At 63.9% G+C, this 9,952-nt stretch carries 8 protein-coding genes; 3 read left to right on the top strand and 5 right to left on the bottom strand.

Annotated features, from left to right (window positions below):
* Nucleotides 1-266 precede the first annotated feature (266 nt).
* The 4 genes from AC13FW_RS17035 to AC13FW_RS17020 form a co-directional block, all read right to left on the bottom strand.
* A complete protein-coding gene (locus AC13FW_RS17035) occupies nucleotides 267-563 on the bottom strand; it encodes a hypothetical protein (RefSeq protein WP_481614842.1) in 297 nt (98 codons plus the stop codon).
* Between the two features lie 80 nt (nucleotides 564-643).
* On the bottom strand, nucleotides 644-1,504 hold the full coding sequence (locus AC13FW_RS17030; protein ID WP_482989865.1) for a pseudouridine synthase: 861 nt from the start codon (nucleotides 1,502-1,504) through the stop codon (nucleotides 644-646).
* Between the two features lie 26 nt (nucleotides 1,505-1,530).
* Entirely contained in the window at nucleotides 1,531-2,028 is a 498-nt protein-coding gene (locus tag AC13FW_RS17025) for a hypothetical protein (protein ID WP_282268659.1), read from the bottom strand.
* A gap of 200 nt (nucleotides 2,029-2,228) precedes the next feature.
* Nucleotides 2,229-3,329: an OmpA family protein gene (locus AC13FW_RS17020; protein ID WP_482989864.1), complete on the bottom strand. Its 1,101-nt coding sequence runs from the start codon at nucleotides 3,327-3,329 to the stop codon at nucleotides 2,229-2,231.
* A gap of 382 nt (nucleotides 3,330-3,711) precedes the next feature.
* Here AC13FW_RS17020 and AC13FW_RS17015 point away from each other — a divergent pair, with 382 nt between their 5' ends.
* Nucleotides 3,712-4,737 carry a zinc-binding alcohol dehydrogenase family protein gene (locus tag AC13FW_RS17015; protein WP_482989863.1) on the top strand — a complete coding sequence of 342 codons (1,026 nt, stop codon included), beginning with the start codon at nucleotides 3,712-3,714 and terminating at the stop codon, nucleotides 4,735-4,737.
* A 92-nt stretch (nucleotides 4,738-4,829) separates the two neighbouring features.
* Nucleotides 4,830-5,444: a membrane protein YczE gene (yczE, locus tag AC13FW_RS17010; RefSeq protein WP_296251916.1), complete on the top strand. Its 615-nt coding sequence runs from the start codon at nucleotides 4,830-4,832 to the stop codon at nucleotides 5,442-5,444.
* 17 nt (nucleotides 5,445-5,461) lie between these two features.
* Here the strand turns inward: yczE and AC13FW_RS17005 are convergent, their stop codons facing one another.
* On the bottom strand, nucleotides 5,462-7,432 hold the full coding sequence (locus AC13FW_RS17005; protein ID WP_482989862.1) for an LTA synthase family protein: 1,971 nt from the start codon (nucleotides 7,430-7,432) through the stop codon (nucleotides 5,462-5,464).
* 242 nt (nucleotides 7,433-7,674) lie between these two features.
* Here AC13FW_RS17005 and AC13FW_RS17000 point away from each other — a divergent pair, with 242 nt between their 5' ends.
* Entirely contained in the window at nucleotides 7,675-9,705 is a 2,031-nt protein-coding gene (locus AC13FW_RS17000) for a 2,4-dienoyl-CoA reductase FMN-binding domain-containing protein (protein ID WP_482989861.1), read from the top strand.
* Nucleotides 9,706-9,952 lie beyond the last annotated feature (247 nt).

Below are 9,952 nucleotides of genomic sequence, written 5' to 3'. Positions count from 1 at the left end.
TTTGTCCTGTAGTGCCGAGTCATGCTCGGCAGAGGCCTTACCGGTAAAGCCCCTTGCCGAGCATGGCTCGGCACTACGTTCGGTTTCCTTGTAGAGCCTCTGCCGAGCATGGCTCGGCACTACGTTCGGTTTGCTTGTAGAGCCCCTTGCCGAGCATGGCTCGGCACTACGTTTGGGTTTGCTTGTAACGCCCTTGCCGAGCATGGCTCGGCACTACGTTTGGGTTTGCTTGTAACGCCCTTGCCGAGCATGGCTCGGCACTACCGTCAGTTCTGCTTGGCGGGTGCGGCAGGTGCCGGCACGGCGGCGCCCTTGGCGACGCGGATGCCATTGGCCTTCATCCAGGCATCGAACTGATCGGCGCTCATCTTCTGCTCGCCCTGCTGCATCATGAAACGGTAGTTGCCCAGCGAATCCTTCTCGGCCAGCGGTGCTTCCACCCGCACTTCGATCGGCTTGTCGTCGTTCTTCGCGGTCTTCTTGGCCGACGAAGCGCAACCGCCCAACACCGCAACCGAAGCCGCCACGAGAACGATGCCAGAGACGCGGGAAAGAGCTTGCATGACAATGACCTCAAGTAATTAGAGTCGCAGTCTAATCCACCATCTCATCAAGTGCAGCTATTTATCTGAATTTATTGAACTTAGTCACTCACACTGACATGTGCAGTTTTGCTGGCAACCCGCAGCGCATTCAGCTCTGCCTGACTCAACTCCCGCCACTGGCCCTTGCCCAACTCGCCCAGCTGCACGGGCCCTATCGCCACCCGCATCAGGCGCAGTACTTCCAGCCCCAACGCCTTGAGCAGGCGCCGGATGTGGCGATTGCGGCCTTCATCCAGCACCACCTCCAACCACGCGGTGCGTTCGCCATGCCGCAGCACCTGTACCGAATGCGCCGCCAGGCGTTCGCCCTCGTCGTCGATACCCGCCTGCATGCGCTCGAGCACGGCCGCATCGGGTACAGCATCCACCTGTACCCGGTAGGTTTTCAATGGGCCGGTACTGGGCTCGGTAAGACGCGCCGCCCACTCCGGATCATTGCTGAAGAACAGCAAGCCTTCACTGGCCTTGTCCAGGCGCCCTACCGGCGCCATCCACGGCAGCCCGGCCCCCTCGAAACACTGGTAGACGGTGTCGCGGCCCTGCTCGTCCTGCACCGTGGTGACCAGGCCACGCGGCTTGTTCAAGGCCAGGTAGAGGCGTCGCGGTGCTGCCAGCGGCAAGCCATCCAGCAACACCTGCTGGCGACCAGCAATCACCGGGAACTCGGGGTCACGCACCACCTTGCCATCCACACTGACGCGACCATCGAGCACCCGTCGCGCAGCTTCGGTGCGCGAGCACACGCCGGCCTTGGACAGCACCCGCGCCAGACCATGCCGAACCCCGGCAGGGGCGGCCTTGCCAGCGCGGGCTGCATTGCTGGGCGCACGCGAAAGCAAACGCCCGCCGGGCGGTGCGCGGCGGGCGTGCGGAGGATACGGCGGCTTGGACGGCGACATCAGGACTGCGAGCGGCTGTTGCCGCCTTACTTGACCTCGGCGGCAGGCTGCGCCGCAGCCGGTGCTGCAGCCGGATCGGTCGCGGCCGGACGTGCCTTGACCACGCGCACACCGCGCGCCTTCATCCAGGCATCGAATTCTTCGGCGGTCATGCGCTTGCCGTTCTGGCTCATGTCAAAACGCCACGGCGTGTTGTCGAACTCGGTCTGCGGCTTGTAGGCAGCCGGATCGTTGGCGTTGATTGCCGGACGCGCCGGAATGGCGTTGGCGACGTTGTTGCAGCTCTCGACCCGCAGGCGCATCAACACGCGGTCCAGCGACTGCTCATCACCACCGGCCGAGCTCAATACACCCGACGGCATGCCCAGCTGGCCCGGACGCACATACAGCTCCGACGCCACCGGTGCGATCAACGAGGTGGCCAGCGGCGCCGGCGTCACGGAACTGGCCGAGCAATCCACGGCTGCATGGGCGGCAGGCACAAATGCCAGGGCGACAAGACCAGCCAGAGCGATACGCAGCATTGAATTTCCATTCGGCAAGTTAACGCGGCGAGTGTAGGCAGCGTCCGCAGCGCTTTCAACCGTTATGTGCGCGCAAACCGCGATTACCCGCCGACGTCACACAAATTGCGATCTGGAAAGCCGCCAATGCAGAGACAAACAAGGCCCGGCAGATGCCGGGCCTTGTTCTCAAACTGTGGTACTGAAACCGAAGCGTCCGATTAGTTCTGGACGTTCAGCTCGGTACGACGGTTCTTTGCGCGACCTTCCGGGTTGTCCGAACCATCAGCATTGGTGTTCGGAGCAATCGGACGGCTCTCGCCGTAGCCGATCGGGCCCTGCAGACGAGCAGCCGACACACCATTGGTGGTCAGGTAGTCGTACACAGCCTTGGCGCGACGCTCGGACAGCTTCTGGTTGTAAGCGTCGGTACCCTTCGAGTCGGTGTGACCGGCAACTTCAACGCGCAGATCCGGGTAACGCTTCAGGATCTCGGTGGCTTCGCTCAGGATCGACACGGCGTCCGGACGCAGGGTGGCCTTGTCGAAATCGAAGTTGACACCCTTCAGGTCGATCGAGACCGGCACCGGGCAACCGTCCGGACCGATGGTCTGGCCAGGCTGCGAGTTCGGGCACTTGTCGTCGCAGTTGTTGACGCCGTCACCGTCGTCATCCAGGTCTGCGCAGCTCGGAGCAACCGGAGCCGGTGCCGGAGCAACAGCAGCGACCGGAGCCGGGCCCAGCGGGATCACGACGCCGACCGAAGCCAGCACGTCGCCGAACCAATCCTGATCCTTGCCAGCGGCGGCCGGAGCGTAGCTCTGGTCGTCGAAGTCAGCGCGGTAAGCCAGTTCAGCACGCACAGCGACGCGCTTTTCGAAGGTGGTCTGCAGACCAACGCCGACCTTGGCGGCCAGGTTGCCGTCCTTGCGATCCTTCAACAGGCCGCCGGACTGGTACTCTTCTTCAGCCTTCTGGTAGCCCAGACCTGCCAGCAGGTACGGGTTCCAGCCACGGCCTTCCTGGATGAAGTGGCGACGCAGGTCCAGCGAAACGCCGTACTGCGACCAATTCTGATCCTGGTTGCTGTCGAAGTTCGGGTTCTGATAGTTCAGCTCACCGTCCAGCGACCAGTTCGGGCTGATGAACTTGCCCAGACCCAGCGTGGCAAACGGGGCGTCGTTGGTGCCACGATCGCCGTCCTGGAAGTTGAAGCCGGCCGAACCGGTCAGGTACCAGCGGTCGTCAAATTCCTGAGCCGAAGCGGCCTGGGCAAAAGCCAGACCACCGAGCAGCGCGGCAGTAAGGATCTTCTTGTTCATGAAATACAGCTCCTTGTTTCGGGGGTATGAAACCGGTAGAGGCATGGTCCAGCACAGCGATATTCTTCGTCGCGTTCAGAGACGGCCGTTTCCTCACGCCATCGCGGTGCACATTATGCGCTTGGCCGTGAAGGCGATGTTAACAGGCTCGTAACATATGGAGCGACCACCAGACCTCTACGTGTCCGGCTCGGCGCAACGTATACAGCTTGGTCAAAGGACGCAAGAGCAAGCTATCGCAAGGCTTCCGGGGGAAATGCTGCGACGCAGCTGATTTCATCTGACAAACCCTTCATTAACAGGGCTTGCGCCACCTGTTACTGCCAGCTGAATCGTTTGCTCGGTATGATGAATTTGCTCCCCCGCCACGGAACTTTTCCGCATGAAAGCAATCGGCCTGACCCGCTATCTCCCCATTGATGAACCGGACGCACTGCAGGACCTGAACCTGCCAGACCCGACGGCTCCGCAGGGCCAGGACATCCTGGTTCAGGTTCAAGCCATTTCGGTCAATCCGGTGGACGCCAAACTGCGCGGCCCCAAGCCTGGCGAGGAAAACCCACCACGGATACTGGGCTACGATGCCGCGGGCACCGTGGTGGCAGTCGGCCCGGAGGTCACCGCATTTGAAATTGGCGATGAGGTTTACTACGCCGGCGACGTCACCCGCCCGGGCTGCAACGCACAGCTGCAGTTGGTGGACGAGCGCCTGGTGGGGCGCAAGCCAACCACCCTGGACTTCGCTGAAGCAGCAGCATTGCCACTGACCACACTTACTGCATGGGAACTGTTGTTCCAGCGCATGCCGTATCAATTGGATGGGCGCCGCAATGCCGGCAAGACCCTGTTGATTATCGGCGGCGCCGGCGGCGTTGGCTCGATGGCGATCCAGCTTGGTCGTCACGCCGGCTTCACCGTGGTGGCCACCGCTTCGCGCCCGCAAAGCGTCCAGTGGTGCGAGCAGATGGGCGCAGCGCACGTCATTGACCACCGCCAGCGGTTGGCACCACAGCTGCAGGCGCTGGGTATCAACAGCGTCGAGGCGGCCCTCAATCTGGCCAACACCGACCTGTACTGGCAACAGCTGGGCGAACTGCTGGCACCGCAAGGCCATGTCGGGCTGATCGTCGAACCTGCCGGTGAACTGCGCATCGGCGATCCCTATAAAGCGAAATGCATCGGCATCCACTGGGAGTTCATGTTTGCCCGCGCCCGCTTCCGCACCGCCGACATGATCGAGCAACACCGCATCCTGACCCGCGCGGCCAGCCTGATCGATGCCGGCGAACTGCGCACCACGCTCAGTGAGCGCTTGGGCACGATCAATGCCGAGCACCTGCGCCAGGCACACCGCCAACTGGAGGCCGGCAGCACCATCGGCAAGCTGGCGCTGGAAGGCTGGGACTAAGCCACACGCCACAGCACGTTGCGCCACCTGCAGGTGGCGCAACGCCTCCACCCATGAGCCTGCACTGCAGGCAGCACGTTGATCTCCCGACAATGCCCTCCCTGATGTCTGTATCGCGCCTGCTGCAGCTGCTGCTGGGCCTGTTCCTGTTTGGTATTGCCTCTTCCCTGATGATACGTGCCGGTATCGGCATCGCCCCCTGGGATGTCCTGGGCCAGGGGATCTCATTGCGCAGTGGCTGGGGCTTTGGCCTGGTCACCAACCTTGTCGGCATCTGCGTACTGCTTATGTGGCTGCCGCTACGGCAGAGACCCGGGCTGGGCACGGTGCTCAACGTGTTGCTGATCGGCCCCAGCGCACAGCTGGGCCTGAATCTACTGCCGGCCGCGCAGGGCCTGCTGTGGCAACTGCTGTTGTTCGCTGCTGGACTGGTGCTGCTGGCGGTGGCCACCGGGCTCTATATAGGTGCGCGCTTCGGGCCCGGCCCGCGCGATGGCCTGATGACCGGCCTGCATGCGCGTACCGGCTGGGCGATCTGGAAGGTGCGCACCCTGATTGAGACCTGCGCACTGGCAGTGGGCTGGTGGCTGGGCGGCAATGTCGGCTGGGGCACGCTGGCGTTTGCCCTGCTGATCGGGCCACTTTGCGGCGTCACCCTGCCCTTGTTTGATCGCCAACAACGGCCTGCAGCCTCACCGGCTGCTTGATCATGGCTGCTGCGCAGTCAGCGACGACTGCGCACTACCTGCTGGCGGATATGCCAGTCGCGCAATGCCACCCACGCCGCAGCCTGCCTTGTCCGCGCCGCGCTGACCGCATCCGGCGCTTCGCCCTGCACCTGCACATGGCGGGAATCGAGCCAGCGATGCAGGCGCGGCTTTTCCAGGGGGAGCAACAAACCGGTCGGGGTGTACATCCGGTTGAACTGTGCCAAGGCCTCCCCGCCATTGGGCGCGGGCTGCCAGAGATTGCGGCCGGTGGCGAAGTAGCGCTGGCCCGGCAACGCCAGTTCCACCAAGGTCGGCAGTAAATCCCCATGCCCGGCAAAAGCGCTGGTATCAGGCGCGCTGTCGGCCGGCGCGAACGCCGGCGGAACCCGCAACCATGCGAATACGCGATCCACGTCCACCTGCTCGGCAGGCAGGTCGTAGCGGTAATGCGAGCGCAGGTTGTGGTCGCCAGCCATCGCCACCAGGGTTCGCTCGCCCAACGGCTGCTCGCGCAGCTGCTGCAGGAAACCGCCCAGCTCATCGGCCTGGTATTGATAAGTAGCCATCATCCGTCGCAGCTCGCCGGTATCAGCCAGCGCGCGAGGACCCAAGGCCGCCGGATCGAGGGGGTACTGCCGATGTGGCGTATCCAACAGATGCGGTGGATGGTTGCTGGTGGTCAGCAACACCATGAACACCCGCTCACCACTGGCATCGGCCTCGCTCAACACGGTCTGCGCGAAGCGGAACAGCCAGCTGTCATACAAACCCCATTCGGTCCCGGTGGCCTGGGCGAAATGCTGTTTGATATCGCGCGCGTCATACACCCGATCAAACCCTTGATTCGGAAGCGCGGTGCCAATCTCGCGCCAATCGCTGCCGCCGCCATAAATGAACACGGTGCGATAGCCCGCACGCTGGAATGGCAGCGCAGCAGACGTATCAAATGCAAGCCGCGCATTCCGGCCCAAGGTCAGCGGCGTGATCGGCGTTCCAAGGATCAGGTTCTCCAGTGTCGGGTGGGTGCCGTTCTGGGAGGCGATGAAGTTGTCGAAGCGGTGCCCGGTAGGCAATTCGGCGCGCAGGCGACCGAGCATGTCGTTGTGCGGGCCATCGGTATAGAGCAGGTCCTGGCCGAAGGACTCCAGCAGACCCAGCACCACATGTGGTGACTGCGCCAGGCTGCGTGGCTGGCCGGGGGCGACCGGGAACAGCGCCTCCTGCAGCACCTGTGGATCCGCAGAAGGCAGACCGGCGAGTTTGGCGGCCTCTTCGATATCCGTAAAACCAAGACCCTGCACCCCCACCAGCGGATCGTCGCTGATGTCGGTCTCCTTGGCGCGCGTGCGGGCTGCGCGGTAAAGCGTCAGCGGCGCATTCAGCACCAAGGCATTGACAAAAGGATCAGCCGAAACCGTGACATCACGCCTGATCAACGGGAAGCTGCCAACGCTGCCGCGCGCCAGCAATACCAGCAGCACGCATTGCAGCACCAGCAACAGCGTGCGTGCCCACGCGCCGGAACCGCGCGGCCAGCGCAGGGCGAGCCAATCGCCGGTGCGCGGAATACTCCAGTACAACGCGCCTGCGGCCAGCAACATGCCGACTACACCGCGGATCACCGGGTAATCATCCCATACGGTATCCAGGATCGCCCCGGTGTCGTCCTCGAACATGCCGAACACGATGGGATCGAAGCGCGCCTTGTAGAACGCGTAGTAGAAGTGCTCGCACAGGGAAAGCAGGAGGAACACCAACAGCAGCGCCAACAACAGATGTTGTGCCAGTCGTACCGCCGCTTCTCGTCGTCCAGCCAACCAGACCGGGACCGTCAGCACGCCGACCAGAGCAGCGGCGATCGCGCCGGCTACCAGGTCATAGCGCATCCCCTGCCACATTGCCGGCCAGAGCAGTGCCAGGCCGCGTTCGCTGCCAGCGTAGTCCCACCACATGAACAGGCGGGCCAGCCCGCCAAGTACAACCATGCCAGCGACCAGCATCCAGAGCTGGGGAAACAGGCGCGTAACGCGTTTTGTGGGAATAACAGAAGAAGGCATTACGGGCATGGAGCGTCCACGGCAGTCAGTCCGTTGCTGGGCGGGGGCCGCGCATTGTAATGACGCCGTAATCCTTTTGGGATAAGTGCAGCCCTGACAGCAGGAGGAAGGATTGAGGCCAGACCGATTGCCAGTCAGAATGGGCCATTCCATACGCAAGCGTATCCAGCATGACGCCAGCCAACGACACCGCCTATCCGCATCTGTTCGCCCCGCTGGAGCTGGGCTTCACCCAGCTGCGCAACCGCATCCTGATGGGCTCGATGCATACCGGGCTGGAGGATCACGCCCGCGACTTCCCGAAGCTGGCCGCCTACTTTGGCGAGCGCGCAGCCGGCGGTGCGGCGCTGCTGGTCACCGGTGGCTTCGCGCCCAACGTGGTTGGCTGGCTGACGCCGTTCGGCAGCAAGCTGTCCTGGCCCTGGGAAGTCAGCCGCCATCGCCAGGTAACCGCAGCAGTCCACGGCCACGGTGCCAAGATCTGCCTGCAGCTGCTGCATGCCGGCCGCTACGGTTATCACCCCTTGCAGGTGGCTCCGTCCAAGCGCAAGGCGCCGATCAACCCATTCACCCCGCGCGCGCTGTCAGCCGGTGGCGTTGATCGACATATCGCCGACTACGCCCGCGCCGCCAAATACGCACGCGATGCCGGTTACGACGGTGTCGAGGTGATGGGCTCGGAAGGCTATCTGATCAACGAGTTCATCGCCCCGCGCACCAATGGCCGCAACGACGCCTGGGGCGGCGACCCGGCAAGGCGCATGCGCTTTGCGGTGGAGATCGTGCGCCGCATCCGCGAGGCCTGTGGCCCGGACTTCATCATCATCTACCGACTGTCGCTAGTGGACCTGGTCGAGGACGGCAGCAACTGGCAGGAGATCGTGCAGCAGGCCAAAGCCATCGAAGCGGCCGGCGCGACCCTGCTTAATTCCGGCATCGGCTGGCACGAGGCGCGCATTCCGACCATTGCCACCTCGGTCCCGCGCGCGGCGTTTGCAGGCGTCACCGCCAAGCTCAAGCCGCATGTCGGCATTCCTCTGATCGCCACCAACCGCATCAACATGCCGGACGTGGCCGAGGGCATCCTCGCCGGCGGTGGTGCCGACATGGTGTCGCTGGCGCGGCCACTATTGGCTGACCCGCAATGGCCGGCCAAGGCCAAGGCCGGCAAGCCCGAGGCGATCAATACCTGCATCGCCTGCAACCAGGCCTGCCTGGATCATGTGTTCCAGCAGAAGCGCGCCAGCTGCCTGGTCAACCCGCGTGCCGCGCACGAAACCGAGCTGGTCTACCTGCCGACCAGCGCGCCCAAGCGCGTTGCCGTGGTCGGCGCAGGTCCGGCCGGCCTGGCCTGCGCCACCGTCGCCGCCAGCCGCGGCCACAAGGTGACCCTGTTTGATGCGGCCGACGAGATTGGTGGTCAGTTCAACGTGGCCAAGCGCATCCCCGGCAAGGAGGAGTTCCACGAGACCCTGCGCTACTTCCGCCATCAGCTGGCCGAAACCGGGGTTGATGTGCGCTTGAACACCCGCGCCGATGCCGGGGCATTGAATGACTTCGACGAGGTGGTGGTCGCCACCGGTATCAGCCCGCGCAAGGTCGCCTTCCCCGGCGCTGACCATCCAATGGTGGTCAGCTACCTGGATGTGCTGCTGGGCCGGGTCAAGGCCGCCGACAAGGTGGCCATCATCGGCGCCGGTGGCATCGGCTTCGACGTCGGTGAGTTCCTGGCCCATGAAGGCCCGTCACCGGCCTTGGATCCGGCCCGCTGGATGGCCGAATGGGGCGTGGACGCCAGTTTCGAAAGCCGGGGCGCGCTGGCCAAGCCGCAACCCGAAGCGCCAGCCCGCAAGGCCTGGCTGCTGCAACGCAGCCCCGGCAAGCCCGGCGCCAAGCTCGGCAAGACCACCGGCTGGATCCACCGCGCCACGCTCAAGGCCAAGGGCGTGAAGATGCTCGGCGGCGTCGAGTACCTGGGTGTGGACGATAGCGGCCTGCGCATCCGCGTCGATGGCCAGGAGCAGTTGCTGGACGTCGGCACCGTGGTGATCTGCGCCGGTCAGGAACCACGCCGCGAGCTGGCCGACGCCCTGCAGGCCACCGGCCGCAGCGTCCATGTCATCGGCGGCGCGGATGTCGCCGCCGAGCTCGATGCCAAACGCGCAATCGATCAAGGTAGTCGCATCGCCGCAGCACTTTGAGACAAAAGCCCACCTGTTTTGGACAGCACAGTCGTAGCCCGGGTAAGCGCATGCGCACCCGGGACGATTCGCTCAACACTCCCATGGACATCAACGCAGCCAACCCAGGAGGCGTTTACGCTTACCCGAGCTACTTTCGATGCGGAAAATTGCCTAAAAATGCGATGCAAATCTCACTTGCTTCGGCGGTGAACAGCGCTTCGGCGTGACCTCGAATCACCCCTCCGGTGTATCCGGAAGAATCTGA

Source organism: Stenotrophomonas sp. 21LCFQ19 (assembly GCF_056861425.1).
The sequence above is the reverse complement of the archived record's forward strand: the minus strand, read 5'-3'. Positions and strand labels throughout refer to the sequence as shown.